The organism is Streptomyces sp. NPDC126503 (assembly GCF_040302405.1).
In the GTDB taxonomy this organism is placed as follows: Bacteria; Actinomycetota; Actinomycetes; order Streptomycetales; family Streptomycetaceae; genus Streptomyces; species Streptomyces gulbargensis.
This window is the reverse complement of record NZ_JBEORS010000007.1, coordinates 122,960-148,979: the sequence shown is the minus strand read 5'-3', so window position 1 is coordinate 148,979 and position 26,020 is coordinate 122,960. Positions and strand designations below refer to the sequence as shown.

19 protein-coding genes and 2 pseudogenes are annotated in these 26,020 nt (G+C 71.9%); 16 read left to right on the top strand and 5 right to left on the bottom strand.

What is annotated here, in order from left to right; genetic code table 11:
* Positions 1-74: 74 nt before the first annotated feature.
* A complete protein-coding gene (locus ABTY40_RS12130) occupies positions 75-533 on the bottom strand; it encodes a Crp/Fnr family transcriptional regulator (protein WP_352059438.1) in 459 nt (152 codons plus the stop codon).
* Between the two features lie 287 nt (positions 534-820).
* Here ABTY40_RS12130 and ABTY40_RS12125 point away from each other — a divergent pair, with 287 nt between their 5' ends.
* On the top strand, positions 821-2,908 hold the full coding sequence (locus ABTY40_RS12125; RefSeq protein ID WP_352059437.1) for an ATP-binding protein: 2,088 nt from the start codon (positions 821-823) through the stop codon (positions 2,906-2,908).
* 41 nt (positions 2,909-2,949) lie between these two features.
* Here the strand turns inward: ABTY40_RS12125 and ABTY40_RS30880 are convergent.
* A pseudogene (locus tag ABTY40_RS30880) lies at positions 2,950-3,346 on the bottom strand (hypothetical protein).
* A gap of 174 nt (positions 3,347-3,520) precedes the next feature.
* On the bottom strand, positions 3,521-5,509 hold the full coding sequence (locus ABTY40_RS12120) for an NAD-binding protein (RefSeq protein ID WP_352059436.1): 1,989 nt from the start codon (positions 5,507-5,509) through the stop codon (positions 3,521-3,523).
* Between the two features lie 699 nt (positions 5,510-6,208).
* Between ABTY40_RS12120 and ABTY40_RS12115 the strand changes: the two genes are divergently transcribed.
* Positions 6,209-6,727, top strand: coding sequence for a hypothetical protein (locus ABTY40_RS12115; RefSeq protein WP_352059435.1), 519 nt, complete (start codon positions 6,209-6,211; stop codon positions 6,725-6,727).
* Positions 6,728-6,825: 98 nt separating this feature from the next.
* Here ABTY40_RS12115 and ABTY40_RS12110 read toward each other — a convergent pair whose 3' ends face one another.
* Complete coding sequence (locus ABTY40_RS12110; RefSeq protein ID WP_352059434.1) at positions 6,826-7,893, bottom strand: SPFH domain-containing protein; 1,068 nt, start codon at positions 7,891-7,893, stop codon at positions 6,826-6,828.
* 3 nt (positions 7,894-7,896) lie between these two features.
* Positions 7,897-8,331, bottom strand: coding sequence for an NfeD family protein (locus ABTY40_RS12105; protein WP_352059433.1), 435 nt, complete (start codon positions 8,329-8,331; stop codon positions 7,897-7,899).
* Positions 8,332-8,786: 455 nt separating this feature from the next.
* Between ABTY40_RS12105 and ABTY40_RS12100 the strand changes: the two genes are divergently transcribed.
* The 14 genes and pseudogenes from ABTY40_RS12100 to ABTY40_RS12035 all read left to right on the top strand — a co-directional run bounded on the left by ABTY40_RS12100 (position 8,787) and on the right by ABTY40_RS12035 (position 25,961).
* Complete coding sequence (locus ABTY40_RS12100) at positions 8,787-9,860, top strand: LPXTG cell wall anchor domain-containing protein (protein WP_352059432.1); 1,074 nt, start codon at positions 8,787-8,789, stop codon at positions 9,858-9,860.
* Between the two features lie 363 nt (positions 9,861-10,223).
* Positions 10,224-10,523, top strand: a complete 300-nt coding sequence (locus tag ABTY40_RS12095) for a hypothetical protein (protein WP_352059431.1) — start codon at positions 10,224-10,226, stop codon at positions 10,521-10,523.
* A complete protein-coding gene (locus ABTY40_RS12090) occupies positions 10,520-10,831 on the top strand; it encodes a hypothetical protein (protein WP_352059430.1) in 312 nt (103 codons plus the stop codon). The genes ABTY40_RS12095 and ABTY40_RS12090 overlap by 4 nt, the downstream gene beginning before the upstream one ends.
* 33 nt (positions 10,832-10,864) lie before the next feature.
* Complete coding sequence (locus ABTY40_RS12085) at positions 10,865-11,902, top strand: PucR family transcriptional regulator (RefSeq protein ID WP_352059429.1); 1,038 nt, start codon at positions 10,865-10,867, stop codon at positions 11,900-11,902.
* Between the two features lie 178 nt (positions 11,903-12,080).
* Positions 12,081-12,527 carry a hypothetical protein gene (locus ABTY40_RS12080; RefSeq protein WP_352059428.1) on the top strand — a complete coding sequence of 149 codons (447 nt, stop codon included), beginning with the start codon at positions 12,081-12,083 and terminating at the stop codon, positions 12,525-12,527.
* Between the two features lie 45 nt (positions 12,528-12,572).
* A complete protein-coding gene (locus ABTY40_RS12075; protein ID WP_352059427.1) occupies positions 12,573-14,597 on the top strand; it encodes an SPFH domain-containing protein in 2,025 nt (674 codons plus the stop codon).
* An 88-nt stretch (positions 14,598-14,685) separates the two neighbouring features.
* Positions 14,686-19,533 carry a DNA repair ATPase gene (locus ABTY40_RS12070; RefSeq protein WP_352059426.1) on the top strand — a complete coding sequence of 1,616 codons (4,848 nt, stop codon included), beginning with the start codon at positions 14,686-14,688 and terminating at the stop codon, positions 19,531-19,533.
* A gap of 14 nt (positions 19,534-19,547) precedes the next feature.
* A complete protein-coding gene (locus ABTY40_RS12065) occupies positions 19,548-19,778 on the top strand; it encodes a hypothetical protein (protein ID WP_352059425.1) in 231 nt (76 codons plus the stop codon).
* 394 nt (positions 19,779-20,172) lie between these two features.
* Positions 20,173-21,711, top strand: a complete 1,539-nt coding sequence (locus ABTY40_RS12060) for an alanine/glycine:cation symporter family protein (RefSeq protein ID WP_352059424.1) — start codon at positions 20,173-20,175, stop codon at positions 21,709-21,711.
* Positions 21,712-21,938: 227 nt separating this feature from the next.
* Positions 21,939-23,246 (top strand): Na+/H+ antiporter NhaA, encoded by a 1,308-nt coding sequence (nhaA, locus tag ABTY40_RS12055; protein ID WP_352059423.1) that lies wholly within the window; start codon positions 21,939-21,941, stop codon positions 23,244-23,246.
* A gap of 327 nt (positions 23,247-23,573) precedes the next feature.
* Positions 23,574-24,745, top strand: a pseudogene (locus tag ABTY40_RS12050) (cation:proton antiporter); the annotation flags it as partial.
* 40 nt (positions 24,746-24,785) lie between these two features.
* Positions 24,786-25,205: a CBS domain-containing protein gene (locus ABTY40_RS12045; protein WP_352059422.1), complete on the top strand. Its 420-nt coding sequence runs from the start codon at positions 24,786-24,788 to the stop codon at positions 25,203-25,205.
* Between the two features lies 1 nt (position 25,206).
* Positions 25,207-25,470, top strand: a complete 264-nt coding sequence (locus tag ABTY40_RS12040) for a hypothetical protein (RefSeq protein WP_352059421.1) — start codon at positions 25,207-25,209, stop codon at positions 25,468-25,470.
* Entirely contained in the window at positions 25,467-25,961 is a 495-nt protein-coding gene (locus tag ABTY40_RS12035) for a hypothetical protein (protein WP_352059420.1), read from the top strand. Before ABTY40_RS12040 ends, ABTY40_RS12035 begins: the two co-directional genes overlap by 4 nt.
* The last annotated feature ends 59 nt before the right edge of the window (positions 25,962-26,020 follow it).

The window sequence follows — 26,020 nt, the reverse complement described above, 5'->3', positions numbered from 1 at the left end:
CCCGGACGCGGGGAGGGGCGGACCCGTCGGCGGCGGGGGAGCGGCGGCCGGGCGGCGCCGTCCCCGGCGCGGGCTCAGGCCATGATCCCGCTCCCGTGCGGCGCGTACAGGTCCAGCAGCCGGACCCGGGTCACCTGCAGCCGGTGGGCCAGGATCGACCCCACCCAGAACATCACCGACGCGCCGAACTCCGGATCGGAGTGGCACATCGACCGGACGGCCGGCGCGTCGAACTCGTACGCCCGGACCGGGGTCATCGCCTCTGCGCCCGACTGGCAGAGGTACGGCGGGAACAGCCAGGACAGCCCCACCAGCTCCCCGTGGCGGAGCGTCTCGATCACGGGCGCGCCACGACCCGGCACCTTCGCGTCCAGCGTGATCGCGCCCGTCTTCACGATCCAGAACCGGTTCGCGTGCTGCTGCTCCTCGAAGAGCCGGTGACCGGACTCGAAGTGCACGTCCTCGGCGAAGGCCATCAGCCGTTCGCGGTGCTCCGCGGGCAGCGTGCTGACCTTGGGTGCGGCAGAACTCATGGCGGACCTCCTCGGGCACTCGGCTCCCACCCCCAGTGTCCGCCGACCCGGCCCGCCGCGCAGGCCCGCCCCCGTCCGCCGTCGGCCCGGCCCCCCGCACAGTCCCGCGAGCCGCCGCGCACGCGCGCCCGCCGTCCGGCGTGCCGCCGGTCCGGGGACTTCGGCGCGGGCGGGAGCGTGCCCACCGTTCCCTCCGGGCTCGCCCGGGCGGCGGGATCCGAACGGGCCGCACGATCCGCCCCGAACCGGCCGTCCCGTTCGCGGCGTTCATGGGAGAGACTGTGCGGGTGCGTGGACACCTCCCTGACGAGAACCCGGGATTCGTGGGGCGCCGCACGGAACTCAGGCGGATCGCCACCGCGCTGGCGGACCACCGCCTCGTCACCGTGACCGGCGCCGGCGGAGTCGGCAAGACCCGGCTCGCCCTGCGCGCCGCGCACCACGTCGCGGCCCGCTTCCCCGACGGCGCCTGGTGGGCCGACCTCACCCCGCTCGACGGCGAACGGCTCCTGGTACCGCTCGTCGCCGACGCCGTCGACCTCGCCGACCACACCCCGGGCATGGCCACCACCGCGCTCCACCGCAGGCTCGCCGACGACCGCCTGCTCCTGGTCCTGGACTCCTGCGACCACCTCGCCGGCCCCTGCGCCCGGCTGGTCACGGAACTCCTCGCCGCCGCGCCCGGACTCACCGTCCTCGTCACCGGCCGCCGCGCCCTCGGCCTCCCCGGTGAGCACGTCCTCGCGCTGGACCCGCTGCCGACGGCCGGTCCCGACGCCCTGGAGCTGCTGCGCCGGGCCGCCGGCCGGGAACTGTCCGCCGACGGGACGGGCGGCGAGATCTGCGTACGGCTCGAAGGCATCCCGCTCGCCCTGGAACTGGCCGCCGCGCAGATCCGCCTCCAGGGCGCCGAGGCCGTCCGCGACCAGCTCGGCACCCGTCTGGACCCCGCCCACGGGGAGGCGTCCGGGGGGCGTTTCGCGCTGCTCGCCCACCCCGAACGCGTCTGGCCGCGACGGCACCGGACCCTGCGCGCGGCCATCGGCTGGAGCCACGAGCTGGCCGAGCCGCCGGAACGGCTCCTGTGGGCCCGCCTCTCCGTCTTCCGCGGCCCCTTCGACCTCGCCTCGGCCACCGCCGTCTGCGCCGGCGGCCCGCTCACCCCCGCCGCCCTGCCCGCCGCTCTCGACGGCCTCGTCCGCGCCTCCGTGGTCCGGCCCGCCGACCGGGCGGGCCGGCACCGCATGCTCGACACGCTGCGCGAGTACGGCGCCCTCTGGCTGGAGCGGCTCGGCGAGACCGCGACCGTCGCCGACCGGCACGCCCACCACTTCCGCGCGTACGCCCGGGGCGCCGGACTCCTCGACGGCAGCGCGGACGGCGACGGCGGCCACGGCCCGTACCGCGACCTCGACGTCCACCACACCGACCTGCGCACCGCCCTCGACCGGCTGCTGCGCACCGATCCCGACGCCGCCCTCGACCTGGCCGGATCCGTCGCCTTCTCCTGGTCCTGCCGGGGCCGGTTGCGCGAGGCCCGCGACGGACTCGAACAGGCCCTGCTGCTGAGCGGCGCGCGCGGGCGGGCCAGGACCCGCGCCCTGTGGGCGCTCGGGGTGACCCTGGTGCTCCAGGGCGACCTCGGAGCGGCGCAGGAGATCAGCGAGCGGTGCGCCCGCGAGGCCCGGTACACCGAGTACGCGGAGGCGGAGACCGCCGACGGGCCCCACCGGCCCGGCGAGCTCACCCTCGACGCGGCCGCCCTCGCGGGCCTCGTCGCCCTCACGACGGGCCGGGCCAAGGCGGCGGCGGTGGTCGTCGGCCACGTCCTGGACGCCGTGCCGGACGACTCCGCCGCGCGCCTCCGCTGCCACCTCGTGCGGGTCTTCGCGCTCACCGGACTCGGCCGGCTCGACGAGGCCGAGACCCGGGCCCGCGCTCTGCGCGGGCGCTGCGAGGAGCGCGGCGAGCACGGCATCCGTACGGCCCTCTCGTACCACGCGGCCCTCACCTGTCTGCTGGCGGGCGACCCGGGGGCCGCGGCCGGCCACGCCCGGGCCATGCTGGAGGGCAGCCGCCGGCTCGGCGCGCGCCTCGGCGTCGCCCTCGGCCTCGACGTCCTCGCCACGGCGCTCGCCGCCGCCGGCGACGGCGCGAGCGCCGCGGACGTCTCCGGCACCGGCGAGGCCTACTGGCGGGCCACCGGCCGGCCCCGCCGCGGCCTGCCGGGCCTGCGGGCGCTGCGCGAGAAGTACACCGGCACGGCCCGCGCGGCGCTCGGCGACCCCGCCTACGAAGAGATCTTCCTGCGCGCCCTCACCGGTACGCCCCAGGAGGGCCTGGCCCGGGCGCTGCGCACCGGGCCGGGGAGCTGATCAGCCCGCCGCGGACCCCGCGGCGGCGTCCCCGGGGCCCGTCAATACAGCGGAGCCGGCTCCGCGGCGGGCCAGACCCCGCGGTCCACCACGTCGAGGACGAGCGCGGCGATGTTCCACGCGTCGTCCTCGCCCCGGTGGCCCGGCACTGCGCCTCGAACTGCTTGCGGTCGAGACGCCCCAGCTCGCCCACGGCCGGCGCTGTGCGTCGTGCTCCTCGGCGAGGATCCGGCAGGCCTCGGCGAAGGAGACGCCCCGCGCCACGTCGGCCGGGGCCAGTCCGGTCAGTTCGGTGCAGAAGGCACTCACCTCGGAGCGGGCGGGCCGCACCAGGATCCCGTGCCGGGAGACCCGGCGACAGGCAGTGAGATCGACGACGGTGAGACCGATCTCGATGAACTCCTCACCTTCATGGCGCTGACCTGCACAGATAAGTATCCGAGGCGTCCTGACCTGCGCCTTTGCTCGTTTCTAGAGCTTTCATCGTGACGCTGCCTTTCGCGGTCGGTTCTCCCCAGCCGCTCCCCAGCGGGCTCTCGTACTCCCCGACGGGTTCTGGCTGCTACGCCGGTCGCGCGGAGTGACCGACCTGTGGGTTCATAGCCGAAGGGCTCACGCGCGATTCGGTGTATCGGCCCTGGTACCCGTAGCGCTCCCAGCGCTGGGACCGGCGCGGCGCGGACAGACGGCGATGACCCGCTCGCGTCGTGTGGTGGGGTCGAAACCGGTGTCGAGCGGTCGCCGGCCGAGGAGTTCGGCGAGGCCCCGGCGGGTGGCGGCGATGACCACTCGGTCGCCGGGGTGCAGGACGGAGCCCGGGTGGAGGTCCCACAGCAGCTGGGGCTCATCGCCCGTGTGGGGGGCGGAGGCGAGGTCGGGCCGACGGGCGGCGGGGTCCGCGGTGTCGAGGGCCAGGACGCGCCAGGCGCCGGGACGGAACGCCTCGGCGACGGTGCGGCCTTCGAGGTGGGGGTGCCCGGCGACCAGGAGGGCGGCGAACAGCAGAACCTTGCGTTCCACGGGGATCGCGCCGAGGATCTGGCGGCCCATCATGGCTCCGGCGAAGGCCGGCGCGGCGAGGTGGGTGACGCTGCGGCTGCGGGTGACCGCACCGGGATGGGCGGACCGCAGGGTGCGGTAGACGGCGGTCGCGAAGTCGTCGTCGTAGAGCCGCAGGGCGACCCGCAGGTCACCCTTGAGGTTCCGGGCGGCGAGGGTGGCTTCCAGATTGGTGGTGTCGGAGCTCGTCAGGGCGAGGAGGGCGTCGGCCCGGTGGATCCGGGCCGCGTCGAGGACACCCTCCTCGGTCACGTCGCCGAGCACCACGGGGACGCCCAGCTCACGGGCGAGAGGAACGCCACGGGCTTCGGGGTCCTGTTCGACGCAGACGACGGGGATGTCCAGTTCCCGTAGCCGCGCCAGGACGCGGGCGCCGATCTTGCCGAGGCCGAGCAGCACGATGTGCCCCGAGAGGCCGCGAGGTGGACGGCGCAGCGTGCCCGTCGCGTGGAAGGTGCCCAGCGCCTCCAGGGCGCCGGCGACGAGAAGGGGCAGGAGCGCGAGACCGACCAGTCCGGACAGGAGTTGAAGGATCTGCCGCGTGGGAGAGCCGTCCAGGGCGGGGTCGTTGATCGAGAACAGGTCGAGCAGGATGAGGTACGCCGCGTGGACGGGATCGGCGTCGGTCAGCGCGGCCGTGGTGGTGGCGAGGACGAGCACCGCGACGACGATGCCGGCGAGTGACCAGCGCAGTCGCGCCGAGAGCACCTCCCCGAGCGGGGCTCCGCGTCGGGCCAGCCGGCGGGGCGGCAGCACGGGCCCGGTGCGGTGCACGGTTTCGAGGACCACGGTGCCGCGGTCCGACGAGCTTTCGACGGCCCTGTCGTCGGGGAGGAGGTCGGGACCTTGGGCACCGCTCGCCTCCGATCCCTCGCTGCCGGCGGGGTCGGAGGCGGTCGAGGAGAGCAGGGCCAGGGTGCACAGCCCGCGGTCGGGTACGTGTCTCCCGCCGGACGCCGGGCGTTCGGCGGCCCGCAGCAGCAGTCCATCGGCCTGGACGATCTTGTTGGTGCCGGCGACGGCGGTGGCGACGAGCGCCGGCGCGGCGGTGTCGGCGTCGGAGAGGACGGTCGTCGATGCGTCGAGAGCCACGCGATCCATGCCCGGCACGGCGAGCAGGGCAGCCTGGTCGAGGAGTTCCTCCAGATGGTGGCCGAGCTTGCGGTTGTACATACGGACGACGAGGCGCAGCCCGGGGTTGAGCCGACGCGCGGTGAGCGCGGCCCGGAGGTTCGTCTCGTCGTCCTCGTACAGCAGGGCCAGTGCGGTGGCCCGCTCCACACCGGCACGCAGAAGCGCCTCCTGGTAGGGCGCCGGTGCCATGATCTCGCGTACGGACCACGGTGGTTCGCCGGCCTGGGCACGCGCGCCGCGCGGTTCGGCCGCCCGGCCGCCGGCCTCCTCGGCGGGAACCATGAGGAGGACGTGCTGCCGGTAGACGTCACGCAGCTCGGCCGCGAGGCGGCGCGCCAGCCCGTCGTCACCGCAGACCACCATGTGGCCACCGTCCGGAGCCTCGTTCTGGCGTGGCAGTGCCCCCATGCTTCCTCCCACATCCATGCGCGAACACCTCCCCGGCCGGCAGGTGAGTGGATGCCGGTCCGGACGGGTGCACCGTTCCCACCCGACTCGGATGGTTCCACGCATCCGTACGTCCGTTCACTGCTGGAACCCGGCAACTTTGATGCCTTCTTGATGCCGTGGTTCCCAGCAGGGCAGACCGGCACTGTGCCCGGGAGATCGGAACGCGATGGGACGTAGCGCCTTTTCGTCCTGCCGACGTATGGCTCTCCCACGGCGTGGCCGGGATACTCGGCCCCTGTCGTCGCCGCGTGGGAGGGGTGCCAGTGGCATCGGGTGAAGGAGGTCCGGGGCAGGGTGGAGGAGTGGAACGGGAGTCGCTGGGCTCCTCGGTGGACGAGTTCGGCGGCTGACCGGGTGGAAAGGGTTGTGTGGACCGGTGTCTCGGAGCTGACCGTTTTCGGACAGTCGATCGTGCTCGACGGGCGGTGGTCGGCGGTGTGAGCGGCTGTTACCTCCAGCGGCCGGCGGACAGTGGTTCCGCAAGGACGTCATCCTCTTCCCCAACCCGCCCCTGTTCCTCACCCTGACCGGCCACCGCACGCGGTGGTGAGTCACCGGGTTCCCGCATCGCAGCCGGCACCCCGCCGCATTCCACGCCGACGCCCGATCGCCTCGGCTCGTCGGTCCCAGCTGTCCACGGCATCGGAGGATTCAGACATGACCCCGCACACGAGTGGTCCCGTCCCCGACGCGGCGGCCGCGTACCTCGCCGCGCTGGAGGAACGGCTGACTGCCGACGGCTGCACCGTGACCCGGCCGCGTTGGAACGGCTTGACGGTGGTCAGCGGCAGCCGCGCGGACCGCAAGGTCCGCTGGTTCGGGACGAAGGCCGAGCTGTTCGTCTTCGCCACAGCCGTCCCCGAGGTTGATGTGGCCACGCTGTCCGAGTTCACCGCATGGGCCATGGGCTACGCCAAGGGCCTGCGCGGCGGCATACCCGGGGCCCGGAACGCGGCATTGGTGCTGCCCGCGCTGGTGGGTGCGCGTGTGCGGCCGGAAGCCGAGAGGTGGGCAGCCCAGGACGCCCGGATTCTCGACACGACGCTGGTCGGGCGTCCGCTCACCGTCGAGACCGCGCCGAACGCCGTACGGACCACGATGTACCGGGGCCGGGTCGTCTGGGGCGGCATGTTCACCGGTCACGTCCTGGAGAAGGCCACCCTGTACTTCCCCTGAGGCCGGCAGGCCCGGGCTGAGCCCTTCGCAGGGCCGTCGCGCCGGTGTCGGCCCGGGGCGGAATCGCCGGGCCGACACCGGTACGGGGCTCGGCGGCGTCAGGTGCCCACGCCGCCGTCAGGGCCCCCGGGCGCGGGACGGCGGGCGGTGAAGGGGCGCGTGTCCCCATCGGCTTCGGCCGCGTCGGCCAGCGCCTCGGCAGCGGCTTCGGCGGCCCGCGCCGCGTCGTCGGCCGCCTGGGTGGCGGCCCTGTCCTCCGCGGACGTCTCCCGGGTCGCCGGAGACCGGGGCAGGACGTCGTTGAAGGCGCGGGACACACCTTGGAGCGCTGAGGTGACCTCGCTGGGGATCACCCAGAAGGTGCTGCCCGCGCCCTGGGCGAGCTGGGGCAGCATCTGCATGTACTGGTAGGCGAGGAGCTTGGGGTCCGGGTCGTTGCGGTGCACGGCCTGGAAGACCTCGTCGACGGCCCGGGACTGTCCCTCGGCCTTGAGGATCTCGGCGGTGCGGTTGCCCTCCGCACGGAGCACGGCGGCCTGCTTGTCGCCCTCGGCGGTCAGGATCTGTGACTGGCGCTGTCCCTCGGCTCCGAGGATCGCCGCGCGCTTGTCGCGCTCGGCGCGCATCTGCTTCTCCATGGCGTCCTTGATGGACTGCGGCGGGTCGATGGCCTTGATCTCCACCCGGTTCACTCTCAGTCCCCACTTGCCCGTCGCCTCGTCGAGGACGCCCCGAAGCTGGTTGTTGATGGTGTCGCGCGAGGTGAGGGTCTTCTCCAGGTCCATGGAGCCCACGACGTTGCGCAGGGTCGTGACGGTGAGCTGCTCGACTCCCTGGAGGAAGTCGGCGATCTCGTAGGCGGCCGCTCGCGGGTCGGTGACCTGGAAATACAGCACGGTGTCGATCTCGACGACCAGATTGTCCTCGGTGATGACCGGCTGGGGCCTGAACGAGACCACCTGTTCCCGCAGATCGATCACCGGATAGACCCGGTCGATGTACGGGATGACGAGGTTGAGGCCGGGCCTCAGCGTGCGGCGGTAACGGCCGAGGCGTTCGACGTTGCGGGCCCGCGCCTGAGGCACGATGCGTACCGCCCGTACGACGGTGAACACGGCGAGGGCCGCGAGGAGCAGACCTGCGATGAGCAGTCCCGGCACGTCCATGACTCACTCCCGGGGGTAGACGACGGCGGTGGCGCCGTCGATTTCCATGACGTCGACGGTCGCCCCCGGAGGGATCACCAGCGTCTCGTCGTAGGCACGGGCCGTCCACACCTCACCGCCGATGCGGACCCTGCCACCCGCGGCCGTCACCTCCGAGACGACACGGGCGGCCCTGCCCACCAGCCCGTCCGTGCCGAACCGTTCGGCCTCAGGCGTGCCGAGCAGCACGCGCGAGGCGAGGGGGCGGGCGAACACGAGGCTGATCGTCGCGAGAGCCGTGAAGACGACGAGCTGCAAGGGCGGCGGAAGCCCCAGGGCGGCAGCCCCCGCCGTGATCGCCGCGGCGACGCCGAGGATCCCGAGCGCGGCGGTGAGAGTGAAGATCTCCGCCACCGCCAGCACCCCTGCGGTGATCAACCAGATCAGCCAAAGGTCCATGGCACTCTCCAGGCGGCTACGTCTCCGCGAAGGACCCGTTCAACAGCGTCCTATTTGCCGTTTCTACCCTGTTTCGCGATGACGCAAGCTCGGAGCGGTCCCTTGCGGGGTGGGCCCGGAGCAGGGCGGGGTGAGCCCTGCTCTGCCGGGGGCGGTGCCCGGACCCCGCCCCATGGGCCGGTGGTGCCTGGTCCCGGCAGTTCCGGGGCCGAATGTTGTACAGCTTCCGGCATGGCGCGAGGGCTCCGGACGTGACGAAATGACTCTCGATGATCGCGCGCCGGGCAGGCGTGTACCTCTGTGACACCGGTGAGACCGATGCCACGAAATCTCCGTGTCATCGGCGTACAACGCTCCGCACCCTGCGCGGGTCATCACTGCGGGCCTCACCGCTGCCCGGTTCGAGGCCTCCTCATGTGCCGTCTCCGTCGGCACCCGATCACCCAAGGGTTTTCATGAAGCTCCGCCGCGCCGCTGCCGCCGCCGCCGCGACCGCCGTCCTGGCCCCCGTCACGCTGCTGTCGGCGACCCCCGCCACCGCTGACCCCGGACCGGTCACCGAGACCACCGTGCCCGCCCCGGAGGCGTCCGAGTCCCTTCCGGCCTCCGAAGAAACGGCCACCCCGGCCGCGGAGACCACCTCGCCCGCGGCACAGCAGGGGGAGCCCCGGCCCACCACCCCTGAGGCCACCGACTCCTCCGCGTCCGCCACGCAGACCACCGCGCCCGGCACCACGACTCCGGAGGTCTCCTCCGCTCCGGACCGGACGCCTTCCACGCAGCCCGCTCCCTCACAGAGCACCACCGCCCCCACGGCGACCTCTCCGGCGGACATATGCGACGGCGAGGCGGAACCGACCCTGGACGAGAACCTGAGCACCACCCTGTCCGGACTGCCCTCCCAGGTGGTCGCGGGCAGCGGCTTCCACACCTTCAAGCTGAACGTCGTCAACACGGGCGACAAGGCGTACCAGCGCGTCGACCTCGGCGTGTTCGCCGCCCAGGTCGACGCCGACACGTGGGAGGAGACCACGGGCCATCTCACGCTGCAGTTCAAGAACCCCGACACCGGCCAGTGGACCGACATCTCCCTCGACGCCGACGACGAAGGAGCCGGCTACCTCGGCCACACCGACGTTCGAGCCAAGGAGCGACTCTCCATCGACCTGCGCCTGAGCGTCGACAAGACGGCCCCTGCAGGTTTCGGCTTCGCCATCACCGTCGGCATCTACGCGGACGACCAGGGCAACTGCGTTTTCGCCGGTGACCAGAAGTTCTATGAGTTCGACATCCTTGCCACCGGGACCGAACCGGGCGAGGCGAACGAGGCAGAACCCCAGGAGGGCGGCAAGAAGCCCCTCCCCGGCAAGCCCGCCGGTGATACTCAGCTCAACCCCGAGGGCGTCCTCGCCGAGACCGGCGCCGACTCGCAGCTCCCCGTCGTCGCCACCGTCGGTGGCCTCACCGTCCTCGCCGGCAGCGGCGTCATCTTCGCCCTCAAGCGCCGCCGGACGACCACCGGCATCTGACAGCGGACGTGCCCGGGCTTCCCGAACACTGCCCGGCGCACGGGAGCGGAGGCGGGGTTGCGGTGGACTTCAGCACCGCAACCTCGCCTCCGGGTCGGCTCGATCGAGATCATCGCTCCGGCCGCGGCCCGGCCGCGACCCCGCAGTCACGCCGCACCTGGCGACGTCGCCTCTGAAGAGGCCGTTCCCCCTGCGCGAGCGCCGCCGCTCGGGGTCGTCCGGTCGTCGTGGACCGGGACGTCTCCGCCGGTCGGACCCGGGCGGTCGAGTCCGGGCGGAGCTGCCCCGACCAGTAGGATCGTGGGCTGGTGAGCCGGGAAGTCTGGTCGGCAGTGTCTTCCGCCTGCCCCGAAGGACTCGCCGGTGCCCCTCTCTTTGATGCCGATCGCCCTGTTCGCGCTCGCCTTCCTCGTTTTCAACGTCGTGCTGTGCCTGCGGGTGTGGCGGATGACCGAGCTGCCCGTGTGGCGGCGGATGCTGCCCATCCTGCTGCTGTGCACGGCGCTCGCGGCGAGTTCCGGCCGGGCCTGGGGGGTCACCGCAGCCGCGGAAGCAGTCGCGTTCCCCCTCAACGCCGCCACCGCACTGCTGGGAATGTACGAACTGGACCGGCGACGCGCACGGCGAGCGGTCGCCGGCGGACAGGCGAGGTCCTCGTCGTGAGCGTCTGGAGCGGCTGGACGCTTCTCGTCAGCGGAGCCCTCCTCCTCCTGGCGCCCGGAGTCGCGGTTCTCGCCGGCTGGCGGCCGAGTCGCTTGCGGCACGTCCGGGCGCCGGTTCCGCTCCTCGGGGTGGCCGCTCTCGCTCTCTACGGAGTGGTACTGGCCAACGAGGTCCCACGGGTGGCCGGGGCTTCGGGCGGTGTGCGAGCGGTGTGCGCGTACCTCGGGCTCGGGCTCGCGGCCCTTGCCGTGGCGCTCGTCGTCCTCTACGACTTCCTCGCCGGCCGGTCCCGGCGGGGCCGGCAGTGACCACGCGAGGCGGGGGAAAAGGTGGACGGTTACGTGGACGAGTACAAGGCACTGTTCGCGGACGTCGCGGCGAGCGGGCGGCGACTGAGGCGGGAAGAGGTGGAGCGGCGCCGGGAGCACGGTGAGCAGGCGGCGCGCGAGGGTCTCGCCCTGCGGGAATCGATCGGACATCACCTGGCCGCCGTCCGTGCCGCCTGGCCCGAGCAGGCCATGTCCCGGCGGACGGCCCTCGACCTGCTCGCGGTCGTCGAGCAGTCCGTCGATGCCTTCGCCGGCGGATTCGAGCGGGCCCAGCGGCTCGCCGTGCGGCAGGAGGAGGCCGCACGCCGTGAGTTCATCGACGACCTGCTGTACGGCCGGAGCGACCTCGGGCGGACGGCCGAGCGAGCGGAACGTTTCGGCCTCCGGCTCTCGCAGGCCCACGCGGTCGCCGTCGCTCGCGGCCCGCAGGCCTACAGCGAGGCCGACGCGGTCCCGCAGCAGGTCGAGCGGGCACTGATCGGCAGATTCGGGGACCGCCACATCCTGCTCACCACCAAGGGCGGCCGGATCGTGTGCGTCGCCCCGGGCGACCAGGCCGACGTCCTGATGTACTTCGCCAAGCAGGCGTTCGCGGCCACCGGCGGGGGCCAGGTGGCGATCGGCCGGCCCCAGCCCGGCCCGCGAGGTGTCGTCCACTCCTACGAGGAAGCCCTCGGTGCCCTGGACCTCGCCGACCGCCTCGACCTCGACGCCCCCGTCCTGCACGCCGCCGACCTTCTCGTCTATCCCGTCCTCACCCGCGACCGTCAGGCCATGGAAGACCTCGTCCACAGCGTTCTCGGACCCCTCCGGTCGGCGCGCGGCGGCGCGGAACCGCTCCTGGAGACGCTGACCGCGTTCTTCGACACCGGATGCGTCGCCACCCAGGCCGCCCGCCACCTCAACCTCTCCGTGCGGGCCGTGACCTATCGCCTCGACCGTATCCACCGCCTGACCGGCGCCGACCCCGCCGACCCCGCGAGCCGCTACACCCTGCAGACCGCCGTGATCGGCGCCCGGCTCCTCGGCTGGCCCGGAAGGACCCCCTGAGGGGCACGCCCCCTCCCCGTGGGGCGGACGCGTCGCTGGTCCGGCATCAACACGGCGTAAAGATTGCCGAACACCGGCAATGCGTGAGTAGCCTCCGGAACCTCAGAATGGAGTCGGCGGGGGGCGCACCCGGTGCGTCTCATGCCGGACTACGGAAGCGACGGTGGGGGAGGCGGAGATGGCGGATTTCCTCGCTGCGGCCTTCGCCGTCCCCACGATGGTTCTGACCGCCGCGCTCGCCGCTGTCGTCGGCTTCTGGCTGCTGGTGCTCTGCCGCGCCGTCGCCGCCGACGCCTTCGACGCCGACGTGAGCGCCGAGGCCCTGAGGTGCGGCCACGTGCCCGTCGCCGTGGCCGGCTCGGTGTTCGTCGCGGCCGGATGGGTGATCGACCTGACCGGCATGCTGCTGCTGAGACGGGCCGATCTGTCCGGCATGTGGTCCCTTCCGCTCTCCGTCGCCCTGCTGGCGATCTCCCTGACACTGTCCTGGCAGGTGACCAGGTGGCTGGGCAGCCGGATGAGTAAACGGACCGCCGTGTCCCGCCGGAGCCTCCGCCGAACCGCCGTTTCCCACCGGGATTCCCGCCGCGCCGCGCGTCCGCGCTCTTGGCGTCCCACCGTCTGAACGGCCGCACCCTTCCTCCTCCCTCCATCGACACGGGGTTCTCTCATGGATGCCATCACCGTGGGCATCGGCGTGCTCGTCGCCGTGGTCCTCCTCTTCGCCGTGGCCGTCGTCTTCGCGGTCAGCCGGCTCTTCCGCAAGGTGGAGCAGGGCAAAGCGCTGATCGTCTCCAAGATGCGCAAGGTCGACGTCACCTTCACCGGGCAGGTCGTCCTGCCGGTGCTGCACAAGGCCGAGGTCATGGACATCTCGGTGAAGACCATCGAGATCTCCCGGACCGGCCGGGACGGGCTGATCTGCCGCGACAACATCCGGGCCGACATCCGCATCTCGTTCTTCGTCCGTGTCAACAAGACCGTCGAGGACGTCATCAAGGTCGCCCAGGCCATCGGTACGACGCGGGCGAGCGACCAGGCGACGCTCCAGGAACTCTTCAACGCCAAGTTCTCCGAGGCGCTCAAGTCGGTCGGCAAGCAGATGGACTTCACCGACCTCTACACCAAGCGTGAGGAACTGCGCTTCCGGATCATCGAGCTCATCGGCATCGACCTCAACGGCTACAGCCTCGAGGACGCCGCCATCGACTACCTGGAGCAGACCCCGCTCACCCAGCTGGACGCGGGGAACATCCTGGACGCCCAGGGCATCCGCAAGATCACCGAGCTCACCGCCGCGGAGAACGTCCGCACCAACGAACTGCGGCAGCACGAGCAGAAGGAGATCACCCGTCAGAACGTCGACGCCCGCGAGGCCATCCTGGAACTGGAGCGGCGGCAGGCGGACGCCGAGATCAAGCAGAAGCGCGAGATCGAGACGGTCCGCGCCCGCGAGGAGGCCGAGACCGCGAAGGTCGTGGAGGAGGAGCGGCTGCGCGCGCAGAGCGCCTTCCTGCGTACGGAGGAGCAGCTCGGGATCCAGCGGGAGAACCAGGCCCGTGAGGTCGCGGTCGCGCAGAAGAACCGCGAGCGGGTCATCGCCGTCGAGAGCGAGCGGATCGAGAAGGACCGGCTCCTGGAGGTCATCGCCCGTGAGCGGGAGACGGAGCTGACGCGGATCGCGGCCGACAAGGAGGTCGAGGCCGAGCGCCGGGAGATCGCCGAGGTGATCCGTGAGCGGGTCGCCGTGGACCGCACGGTCGCGGAACAGGAGGAGTCGATCAAGCGGCTCCGGACCGTCGAGGAGGCCGAGCGCGAGCGGCAGGCCGTCGTCATCGCGGCGGAGGCCGAGGCGCAGGAGAAGCTGGTCAAGGACATCAAGGCGGCGGAGGCGGCGGAGCAGGCCGCCGTGCACCGGGCGGCCGAGGAGCTCACGCTCGCGGAGGCCCGTCAGAAGGCGGCCGACCTCGACGCCCGTGCCAAGATCCGCCTCGCCGAGGGCATCCAGGCCGAAGCCGCAGCCGAAGGCCTCGCCGCGGCCCAGGTCCGGGAGAAGGAGGCCGACGCCCTGGAGAAGACCGGCCGCGCCGAGGCCGGGGCCACCGAGGCCCGCCTGCGGGCCGAGGCGGAAGGACTGCGCGCCAAGGCGCTGGCCGAGGCCGAGGCGATCGGCGAGAAGCTCAAGTCGGAGGCCGCCGGCCTCACCGAGAAGGCCGCCGCCATGGCCGCGCTCGACGAGGCGTCCCGTACGCACGAGGAGTACCGCCTGCGGCTCGAGGCGGAGAAGGACATCCGGCTCGCCGGCCTCGACGTCCAGCGGCAGGTCGCCGAGGCACAGGCCACGGTCCTCGCCACCGGTCTGGAGCACGCCGACATCAACATCGTCGGCGGAGAGTCCGTGTTCCTCGACCGGCTCGTGCAGTCGGTCTCGCTCGGCAGGTCCGTCGACGGCTTCATGGACCACTCGCAGACCGCGCAGGCGCTGGCCGGCCCGTGGCTGAACGGCGACAGCTCCTTCACCGACGACCTGACCCGGGTGCTCGGCTCCCTGTCCACGGCCGACGTACAGAACCTCAGCGTCTCCGCACTGCTCGCCAAGGTCATGAAGTCCGGTGTGCTCGACCCGGCGGTGCTCCCGGCGCAGCCCGGGCCGCAGGCCGGGACCGAGGCGCTGAACGGCACGCCCGCGAACTGACGGGCGCACAGAGGCCGGTGGGCCGGAGCCAGGTACGGGGGTCCTGGCACCGGCCCTCCGTGGAACGACGGGGAGAGGCAGGGGCAGGATGAACACGAAGAGCGCGGAGACCGATCCGCACATGGTCGACGAGGACGCGTACGCGGTGCTGCGCGAACGGCTCATGGCACAGGCGACGGAGCTCGCCTCACGGGCCCGGGCACTGAATCAGGCGCGCACCCGGGAGTTCGGCTCAGGTGAGCTGGAACTCACGGGGACCGGGCAGGCACGCACCGCGGACCCCTGCGTCCTGGCGGATGTCGTGGCCGTCACCGACCGGCTGCTCTTCGGACGCGGCGGACCTCCCTCCGCCGCGGGCGCGGAGCCCTCCGTCACCGACGTCTTCGCCCTCTTCGACCGGGAACTGGGCGCCCTGCCCGAGGACGCGGTGCCGGGCCTGCTCGACGACCCGGCCTTCGTCCGCGAGTTCGCCGCACTGCACCGCTATTTCCGTGACGCGCGCCTGGTCCGGTTCCGCCGCACCGACGGGCGGCTCCTGGCCGTCTTCCGGACCGGCGAGAACGCCGACGACCTGCGGGTCCTGCGCTGGGAGGTCGGCCCGTCCGGCAAGTGCAGGTTCCTGGACGCACAGGGGGAGCGGGAGTACCTCGCGCCCTCCGGCCAGGACGTCGACTGGGTGGCCGCCGGGCGCGAGGACCACGTGCCCGGGCGGCACCCGCACATCTCCCTCGCCGGGCGGTTGTTCGTCTCCACCGTCGGCGGCATGCTCACCGTCAAGACGGAGAACGACACGGACACCGCCCAAGGCGTGTACGCGGAGCCGGTCGACGAGCCCTTGCAGGCCCTGGCCGACGCCGAGGTCGCCCACGCCGTCGTCGGCCCGCTCGTCCTCGTCCGGGTCCTCCCGTACCGGGAGGAGACCGTGCGCCATCTGGTCTTCAACTCGCTCACCGGCGCGGTGGTCCGTCTCGACGGCATCGGTCAGGCGTGTCTGCGGCTTCCCGACGACCGGGGCATCGTGTTCCCGGGCGGTTACTGCCTCGCCGAAGGCACGGTGAAGACCTTCGAGACGGACACCGGGGGACTGGAGTACGAGGGCTCGGTCGCTTCACCGCACGGCGAGGACGTCCTGTACGCCTTCCGGGCCCCGGACACCGGACGGACGCTCCTCCTCCCGTACAACCGGGTCCGGGAGGAGATCGACCGCCCCGTCACCGGCCGGGGGCACGCGCTGCTCGACGACGGAACCCTCGCCGTACTGCGGGGGACCGGCGCCGAGGCGGGCCGCGTCCATCCGGTCCAGTGGTGGCGCACTCCTTTCGCGGCCGACACCCACCTCGCGCCGGCCGGCACCGGGCCGCTCGCCCGCATCGGCAACGCCGACCTCGTCCGCGGTATCTCCGACTGCCTCGCGATCGCCCGGCAGGCCACCGGGACCACACCGAGCGCCGGTGTGTACGAAGCACTGCTGGCCGCCTGTGACCGCGCTGCCGACACCCATCACTGGCTCGACGACCCGGAGACCGGTGATCTCGCCGGCCCGCTCGCGGCCCTGCGTGCCACCGCCGAACAGGTACGCGCGGAGTTCGAGACCGTGGCAGCCCTCACCGGCCGGGCCTCCGAAGCCCTCACGGAGGCCGAGCGACGTCTCACCCGCCTCACCCGGCAGATCCGCGGGGAGGCCCCCGCCACCGCCGGGGAATGGATCTCCCGCCTCACGGAACTGCGCCGCGCGCAGGGCCACCTGCTCACCGTGAAGGAGCTGCGGTACGCCGACACGGACGCGGTCGACGCCCTGGCACGGCGGGCGGAGGAGGACATCGCCGCCGCGACCCACCGAGCCGTCGCCTTTCTCCGGCGCGAGGACGCCTTCGCGGAGCAGGATGCCGAGGCCCGGCGGCTCGCCGCCGACGCGGCAGGGGCGGACGGTGTGGCCGCGATCCGTGACCTGGCAGACCGGCTCGACGAGCACGCCCTCGGACTGCGCACGCTCAGCGAGGTCGTCGCCGGCATCGACATCGCCGACGCCACCGTGCGCACCTCCATCCTGGAGCGGGTCGCCGACGTCCTCGGCAGTCTGAACCGGGCCCGAGCCGTCCTCGACGCCCGGCGCGACGAACTCCTCGACCGGGAGGGGCGAGCCGCTTTCGCCGCCGAGTTCGCCCTCCTCACCGAGGCCGTCACGGGCGCTCTCGCCTCCGCGACCACACCCGAGGAGTGCGACAGCCGGCTCGGAGGGCTCCTGCTGCAACTGGAGAACCTCGAATCCCGCTTCGCCGAGCACGACGGCTTCCTCGGCGAACTCGCCGAGAAGCGCACCGAGATCCACGACGCCTTCACCGTCCGCCGCCAGACCCTCACCGACACCCGCGCCCGTCGCGCGGAACGTCTGGCCGAGTCGGCCGGCCGTATCCTCGAAACGGTCGCGCGGCGTGCCGCCGCCCTGGACAGCGCCGAAGACGTGCACGCGTACTTCGCCTCCGACCCCATGGTCACCAAGCTGCGGCGCACCGCCGGCGAACTGAGGGCTCTGGGCGACCAGGTCCGCGCCGAGGAACTGGAGGGCAGGCTCACCGGCACCCGCCAGGCGGCCGGCCGGGCCCTGCGCGACCGCACCGAGTTGTACGCCGACGGCGGGGACACCGTCCGCCTCGGACGGCACCGCTTCGCCGTCCAGCGGCAGGCGCCCGAGCTCACCCTGGTCCCGCACGGGGACACCCTCGCCTTCGCGCTCACCGGCACCGATTACCGCCGCCCGGTCACCGATGCCGCCTTCGAAGCCACCCGCCCGTACTGGGGCCGGAACCTGCCGTCGGAGTCCCCGCAGGTCTACCGCTCCGAACACCTGGCCGCCCGCCTCCTCGCGGAGCACGGCGCCGACGCCCTGACCTCCGCCGACCTGCCGCTCCTCGTACGGCGCGCCGCCGAGACCGCGTACGACGAGGGGTACGAGCGCGGGGTCCACGACCACGACGCGGCGGCGATCCTCGCCGCGGTGCTGCGCCTGCACCGGGGCGCCGGCACGCTCCGGCACGCGGCAGCCGCCCGGGCGACCGCCCAACTCTTCTGGGCGCACACCGCCACCGACGAGGACCGGGCCCGGTGGACCAGACGCGCCGTCTCCCTCACCCGTGCCCGGGACCTCTTCGGGGCCGCACCGGCCCTCGACGACCTGTCCCGCGAACTCGCCGAGCGGACGGGCGACCTGCCGGCCGCCGCGTACCTGGTCGAGGAACTGGCCGCGGCGCCCGCCGGGTTCGCTCTCTCCGCGGAGGCACACGCCCTGCTGGAAAAGTTCCGCGGAGCCGTGGGCGCCGGTGCGTACGACGAGGACCTCGACGCCCTGCCCGACCTCGCCGCCAGGCGGCAGCTCGTCGCGGGCTGGCTCGACGCCTATGCCGCCGTGTCCGGCGAACCCGTACCGGACGGCGTTCTGGCCGAGGCCGCCGCCGTCGAACTGTGCCCCGGGCTCATCCGCTACGACGTCGACGGCCCGACCGCCACCACCGTGACGGGGCTGCTCGGACGACACCCACGGGTACGCGACGGCGCACTGGAGATCCGCCTGGACGAGTTCCTGCGGCGGACGGCGGAATTCGCCGCACACGAGGGCCCGGCCTTCCGGACCTACCAGCGGCTCCGCAGTGACCTGGTCGCCGCCGAACGCGCCCGTCTGCGCCTCGACCGATACCGTCCCCGGGTCGCGCCCGGGTTCGTCCGCAACCGTCTCGTCGACGAGGTCTACCTGCCCCTCATCGGCGACAACCTCGCCAGGCAGCTCGGCGCGGCGGGCGACGCCAAGCGCGCCGACAGCCACGGCCTGCTCCTGCTGCTCTCTCCGCCCGGCTACGGCAAGACGACCCTCGTCGAGTACGTCGCCGACCGTCTCGGCCTGCTCCTGGTCAAGGTCGACGGCCCGGCCCTCGGCCAGGCCACCTCCTCCCTCGACCCGGCGGAGGCCCCGGACGCGGGAGCCCGGCGCGAGCTGGAGAAGATCACCTTCGCCCTGGAGGCCGGCAACAACGTGCTGCTGTACCTCGACGACATCCAGCACTGCTCCGCCGAGTTCCTGCAGAAGTTCATCCCCCTCTGCGACGGCACCCGCAGCCTCGCCGGACACGACCTGCGGGGAAAGCGCTTCGCCGTCTGCATGGCCGGCAACCCCTACACCGAGTCCGGCCGTCGCTTCCGCGTCCCCGACATGCTCGCCAACCGCGCCGACGTGTGGAACCTCGGCGATGTCCTCACCGGCAAGGAGGACGCCTTCGCCTTCAGCTTCGTCGAGAACGCCCTCACCTCCCACCCGGACCTCGCGCCGTTGGCCGGCCGGGACCGCGCCGACCTGGAGGTCCTGACCCGGCTCGCGGAGGGGGACCCGGCGGCGAGCCGGAAGCAGCTCTCGCACCCGTACACCCCGGCGGAGCTCGACCGGATCCTCGGCGTCCTGCGCCACCTGCTGACTGCCCGGACCACCGTGCTCGCGGTCAACGAGGCGTACATCGCCTCCGCCGCCCGGACGGACGACACCCGCACGGAGCCGCCGTTCCGCCTCCAGGGTTCGTACCGCACCATGAACAAGATCGCGGCCCGCATCTCACCCGCCATGAACGACGCCGAACTCGCCGCGGTGATCGACGACCACTACACGGCCGAGGCCCAGACGCTCACCGGTGACGCCGAGGCCAACCTCCTCAAGCTCGCCGCCCTGCGCGGCACCCTCACCTCCGAGCAGGCCGAGCGCTGGGCCGGCATCACCACCGCCTACACCCGCGTCCGGTCCCTGGCCGGGGCGGGCGACGATCCCGCGTCCCGGGCGATCGCCGCCCTCGGACTGCTCGCCGACCGGATCGCGGCGGTCGAAACCGCCATCACCCGGGCCACGGACCCGCGCCGCCCCCTGGCCCGCCCCTCAGGCCGCCACGCGGCGAACGGATGAGACGGAGACACCAGATGGCCAAGCCCCTGTACGCGGCGATCGGGGAGCACCCGGTTCTGTGTGTGATGTGCGGCCGCGACACCTTTCGGGCGCGGGAGGTGAAGCTGAACAGCACGGGGATGGAACTGTTCAACCTGGCGTGGGCCAACGAATCGGCGACCGGCCTGATCTGCCTGTCGTGCGGCTACGTCCACCTCTTCGTCAACCGCGCCCTCCGGCTCTTCCGGCAGGGGCGCGCGGGCTGAGGTGACGGCGTGCGGCGCGGGTATGACAGGACCATTCCGCGAACAGGGTGCTGACCTGCGGAAATAAGTGCATTGTGAACGGACACGGCTCTCCGGATAACGGTCACATCACGGGTGCTGCACTTTTGGAAGATCACCTTCCGTTAGGTGACCTTCCTCACAAGGAGTAGGGCGGGTCCCGTGGTAGGAATGCGCAACTCCGCAGGTGACACCACCCCTCGCCACCTCGTCGGAGGGCCGGTGCATCTCCGGCCGAGCTCGACCTGGTGATCACTGTCCGAGTCCGCGGACGGCTCACCTCCGGTCGCCGAACGGACAACGGCGTTCGCTCAAAGCCCGCACCCCTCACCGGCGTCCTCCCACGCCGCCGGTCCTGCGCCATTGAGGTCCCCCCGTGTCACTCGACTCCTTCACCCAGTCCGTCGACAAGGCGGTCAGCGGATTCTTCGAGCCCATAGCCACCTGGCTCGGCGAGGTCGTCTTCTACTCCGTGCCGGTCGGTGGCACGGAGCTTCCCCTCATCGTCGCCTGGCTCGTCGTCGCCGGTCTCGTCTTCACCGCCTGGTTCGGCTTCGTGCAGCTGCGGAAGTTCCGCCTCGCGATCGACGTGGTCCGCGGCAAGTACGACGAGAAGGGATCGACCGGAGAGGTCAACCACTTCCAGGCCCTCACCGCCGCCGTCTCCGGCACCGTCGGGCTCGGCAACATCGCCGGCGTGGCCGTCGCCGTCTCCATCGGCGGACCCGGTGCCACCTTCTGGATGATCCTCTGCGGCCTGCTCGGCATGGCCACCAAGTTCGTCGAGGTCACGCTCGGCGTGAAGTACCGCGAGGTGCACGCCGACGGCACCGTCTCCGGCGGCCCCATGTACTACCTCCCCAAGGGGCTGGCGGACCGCTTCGGCAAGAACGGCAAGACCCTCGGCAAGGTCCTCGCCGTCCTGGCCTCCTTCATGGTCCTGTTCTTCGGCCTGTTCGGCGGCAACCTCTTCCAGGTCAACCAGTCCTACGCCCAGCTGGTCTCCGTCACCGGCGGGGCGAACGGCCTCATGGGCTCCTCGGCCGGTGCCCTGTTCTTCGGCATCCTGATCGCGGCCCTCGTCGGAGTCGTCCTGCTCGGCGGCATCCGTTCCATCGCCTCCGTCACGAGCCGGCTCGTCCCGGCCATGGCCGGCATCTACATCGCCGCCTGCCTCGTCGTCATCGCCGTGAACGTCACCGCCGTGCCTTCCGCGGTCTCCACGATCATCGAGGGAGCCTTCAACCCGCAGGGCGTCGCGGGCGGTGTTCTCGGAGCGCTGATCATCGGCTTCAAGCGGGCCGCGTTCTCCAACGAGGCCGGTCTCGGATCCGCCCCGATCGCCCACTCCGCGGTCAAGACCAAGCACCCCGCCAGCGAGGGCCTGGTCGCCCTCCTGGAGCCCTTCATCGACACCGTCGTCATCTGCACCATGACCGCGCTGACCATCGTCATCGCCAACCCGGCCAGCTACGTCGAGGTCCGCAAGGGCGGCGAGTCCATCGGCGGCGTCACCATCACCTCCGACGCCTTCGCCACCGTCCTGCCCTGGTTCCCCTACATCCTGACCCTCGCGGTCATGCTGTTCGCGATCTCCACGGTGCTGACCTGGGGCTACTACTGCATGAAGGCATGGACGCACCTGTTCGGCCGCAGCCGCGCCAGCGAGCTCACGTTCAAGGTCCTGTACACGGTCTTCGCGGTCGCCGGTTCCCTGCTCACCCTGCAGACCCTGATCGACATGGCCGACGCGGTGCTCTTCATGCTCGCCGTCATCAACATCATCGGCCTGTACCTGCTCGCCCCCGTCGTCAAGCGCGAGCTGAACTCCTTCCTCGCCTTCGTCAAGCGCCGCGACGCCGGCGTCGACACGGAAGAGGACGCCGACCAGGAGCCGGTGAAGACCACCGTCTGACCGCCCCCCGGCGGCCCGGCTCCCGAAGGACTCTGCCCGCACCTCGCGCCTTGGTGCGGGCAGGGTCCTTCACCCTGTTCCAGCAGGTGAGAGACGCCTGGTGAGACTCCCGAACGCCCGATAGGGTGTGAAGAACGCATCAAGAGACGATGCTGGTGTGCCGGGAAGTCTGGTCGGCGTCCGAGGGCCTGTGCGCCCGTCCGTCGACACGCCCCGGAGGCCTTTCCATGACGCAGGAACGCGCCCGTAAGACCGTTTTCGGAGTCCTGCCCTGGCCTGAGCGCCAGGCGATCGCCGAGGCCTTGCGCACCGAGACCGTGGGAGGCCTCGTCCTGCTGGCCGCCGCTGTCCTCGCGCTCGTATGGGCGAACAGCCCGTGGAGCGGTGCCTACGAGTCGATACGCGACTTCCACTTCGGCATACCCGCCCTCGGCCTCGACCTCTCGGTGGGCCACTGGACCGCGGACGGGCTTCTGGCGGTCTTCTTCCTGGTCGCCGGCATCGAGCTGAAACGCGAACTCGTCGTCGGCGAGCTCCGTACCCCCGCCACTGCCGCCCTGCCCGTCGTGGCGGCCCTGTGCGGAATGGCCGTGCCCGCCGCCCTCTACCTCCTGACCGCCGGAGCGGGCGGCGGGGAGCTGGGCGGCTGGGCCGTGCCCATGGCCACCGACATCGCCTTCGCCCTCGCCGTCCTCGCGGTCATCAGCACCCACCTGCCGTCGGCGCTCCGGGCGTTCCTGCTCACCCTCGCCGTCGTCGACGACCTCGGTGCCATCTTCATCATCGCGGTCTTCTTCACCAGCGGCCTCGACTTCTGGGCGCTCGGCGGGGCGTTCGTCGGCCTCGTCCTCTTCTACGTCCTCCAGCGCTTCCGCGTGCGCGGCTGGTGGTGGTACGTGCCGCTCGGCGTCGCCATCTGGGCGCTGATGTACAACTCCGGCGTCCACGCCACCGTTGCCGGCGTCGCGATGGGGCTGATTCTGCGCACCACCCGGGACGAGGGGGAGTCGGCGTCTCCGGGCGGGCGGGTCGCCCACCTCGTGCACCCCTTCTCCGCGGGTATCGCCGTTCCGCTTTTCGCCCTGTTCGCCGCAGGCGTCAGTGTCTCGGGCGAGGCCCTCGGGCATGTCTTCACCGACCCCGAACCGCTCGCCGTTCTGATCGGTCTGATCGTCGGCAAGATTTTCGGCATCTTCCTCGGCACGTACCTCGCCGCCCGCTTCACCCGCGCCGAACTCAACCCCGACCTGGCCTGGGCGGATGTCTTCGGCCTCGCCACCCTCGCCGGTATCGGCTTCACCGTCGCCCTCCTCATCGGCGAGCTGGCCTTCCCCGACCCGGTCGAGGCCGAACACGTCAAGGCCGCCGTCCTCGTCGGCTCCCTCGTCGCAGCGGCGCTCGCAGCCGTCCTCCTGCGCCGGCGCAACCTCGTCTACAAGCGCCTGTGGGAAGAGGAGGAGCGCGACGAGGACGCGGACGGTATCCCGGACATCTATCAGACCGGCGCCAGTCGGGTGGACCGCCTTGACGGGTGACGGCCTCGGGTCGCCCCTGCTCGGCGCGTCCGTGGTCCTCGCGCTTCTTGTCATCCGCACGGCAGTACGTGAGTTCAAAGCTCCGGGTGCTGCCCGCCAGGAGTGGACGTTCCTGCGGGAGCGGCGAGGTCTGCTCGTCTTCCTGGGGACGGCCTCGGTGCTGGCTGTGTTGAGCTGGCGCATCTCCGGCCCGGTTCACCTGCCGTGGGTGGGCCTGGCAGCCCTCCTTGCAGCTCGCGTTTCGTCCAGGCCGTGACGGGGCCCGGTCCTGTCGGGTGTCGTAGCCGGACGCCTGGTCGCGCGCGGAGAATCGCTCCGCTCGACCTGCTCGCTCTGTCCTTGCTGTTCCTGGTCGGCGGGGCGCTGGTCAGCGACGGGTTTCTCGGGCTGATCCACATCTCGCCGGAGAGCGAGATCGTGTCGGTCACCGCCGACCTGGCGCTGTTCGCGGTGCTGTTCACGGACGGCATGCACGTCTCCTTCGCCAAGCTGCGCGCCAACTGGCGCAATCCCGCCCGGGCGCTCGGCCTCGGCATGCCGCTCGCCTGTGTCGGCATGGCGCTGAGCGCCCACTGTCTGGTCGGCCTGGACTGGACGACCTCCTTCCTCGTCGGCGCGGTCCTGGCGCCGACCGACCCGGTGTTCGCCTCGGCGATCGTGGGCCGCAGGGAGGTTCCGGCCCGGTTGCGCGAGCTGTTGAACGTCGAGAGCGGCATCAACGACGGGCTCGCCCTGCCGGTGGTCCTGATCCTCATCGCCGCCGCCGGGCCGACCGCGGCCGGTGCCGAGGCGTCGTTCGGGAGGATCGCCCTGGAACTGGGCCTGGGGCTGCTGTTCGGCGCGCTGATGCCGCTGCTCGTCAACGGTCTCGTACGGTTCCGGCTGCTCGGTGCGGAGCCGAAGCTCCAGCCGTTGCTGCCGCTGGCGATCGGCGTCATCCTGTACGCGGCCTGCCACCTGACGCACGCCAACCCGTACCTGGCGGCGTTCTCGGCGGGTGCGGTGCTGGCCGCGGTGTCACCGGATTCGCAGAAAGCGTTCGAGCCACTGGGGGAGTCACTGGCCGAACTCGCCAAGTTCACCGCCCTGCTCGTGTTCGGCGCACTGCTCACCCCACAGCTCTTCGGCGACCTGCCCATCGGCGGGTACGTGGCGGTCGTCCTGGCGATCGTGCTCATCCGGCCCGCGTCGCTGCTGCTGTCGCTGTGGGGAACGAGGATCGACCGCCGTGAAAAGCTGGTGGCGGCGTGGTTCGGCCCAAGGGCTTCGCCTCGGTCGTCTACGGACTGCTCGTTCTCCAGGCCGGCATCCCGCAGGGACAGCAGGCGTACACGCTCATCGCGGTCTGTATCGGGTTCTCGATCATCGCCCACAGCAGTACCGACGTGCCCATCGCCCGACTCTTCCACGTGGACGACCTCGTCGACACCGGCGGCGGACACTCGTCCCGCGCCACCCCCGGGACGAGGACCGAGGTACTCCCGCATGCGCGCTCGTGACCTCGCCCGTCCCTGCCCTTCGCTGCGGGCGGATACGACCTTGACGGAGGCAGCCGCCCTGCCCGAGGCGGTGGTGGAGGACCCGTTCCGCGCCGCCGTCATGGGCGGATCGCTCGACGACGCCGTACGGGCCCGGGCAGCGGCTGTCCGGATCGCCGACCTGCTGCCCAGGCGCCCGTCTCTGCCGCCCGTGGTCAGCCCTGACGCGTCACCCGTCTTCATGGCCGCGCTCATGGAGCGCACCGGCAGTCCTGAGGTGCTGGTCGTCGCGTACGACGACCGGCCTCAGGTGCTCGGCACGGTGGATGCGGTCCGTCTGCTCCACCACTACTTCCCGGCGGAACTACGAACGTCCGGCACCGCTCCGCCGCCGCCCTGTCGGGGCGCGCCGTGCGCGGGCTGCGCTGAACATCCGACCGGACGGGCCCGCCACACCGGTCCCTCAGGACAAGGAACGTGACGTGATGAAGGACGACGAGCCGGTCTTCAACAAGAGCCGGTGGGGCACCAGCTGCTACGTCTACAACCCCAAGAACCCGATCGGGCTGGCCATGATCATCGTCAGCAGTCTTGCCGTGATCGTCATGGTTCTCCTCATGGAGTACCGCACCGACCTCCACGCCGCCCGCCCCGGGGGCGCGCGTGGGTCGTCCCGATCCACAGAACCTCCGGGTGTCACGAGCCTGCCCGATGTGTGGATCGGCGAAAGAGAGGCAGCACGTTGAGCGAGGAACCCGTCTTCGTCCGGAGCAGGTGGGGGACCGGCCGGTACGTCTACAACCATCGAAGCCCGGTGGGGCTCGCGCTCATCGTCCTCACCTCGTTCGTCGCGCTGGGCGTGCTGTTCGGCATGCGGGCCCAGTCCACCTGGAGTGAGAGCGAACTCGGCGACGCCGTTCGTGAGGGCGTCCAGGCCCTGGAAGGCAAGCGGCACTACACGAGCCTGGAGAGCGACCACGGCCTGTTGATCACCGAGGCGATGAGGGAGAGCGGCATCGGGCCGAGGTACGGCGTCGACACCCGTCAGGGGGAGGGCGGTGCGTACACCGTCAGCACGGAGGATACCGACAGCGCGTACTGCGTCCGCATCACGTTCACCCGGGACGATCAGCCCCCCGTCGTCTTTCCGGGAGCCGCGGACCGGCCGCCCCCCGGCCCGGACATGCTTGCCTTCTACCTCTCCCACGCGACCGTGAGCGAGGGGCGCTGCCCCTGATCGGGAGAACTCCTGCCGCGTCCCCGCCGCTGAGCACGAGGGGTGCGGCAGGTGTGCAG